The 255-nt window shown below is 69.8% G+C and carries 1 protein-coding gene; it reads right to left on the bottom strand.

Annotated elements, in window-relative coordinates; genetic code table 11:
• The coding region (locus tag ACZYOF_RS44705; RefSeq protein ID WP_463719713.1) for a transposase at nt 1–255 on the bottom strand (255 nt) is incomplete at both ends.

A 255-nucleotide genomic window follows, 5' to 3' on the forward strand; every position in this document is an offset into this window, starting at 1 on the left:
GCCTCGATCCGCCCGTCCTTCTCGATCGCCGGCAACACCATCTCGCGGACCTTGGCCAGCACTTTCTCATCCGACCATGTCGCGACGCCGACGAAGTGCAGCAGCGACTGATGCTGCGGCGCCGTCCCGGCCGGAGCTGTCCGCGCCGCCATCGGCTCGACGCTCTTGCGCTCGCCGGGCAGTATCAAGCCCGTGCAATAGTCGCGCAGCGGCGCCGTCCGGTCCGCGTGCCCGATCACGCTCGCAAGCCCGTCC

The sequence above is a fragment of the Bradyrhizobium sp. LeoA1Lang genome, assembly GCF_055413685.1.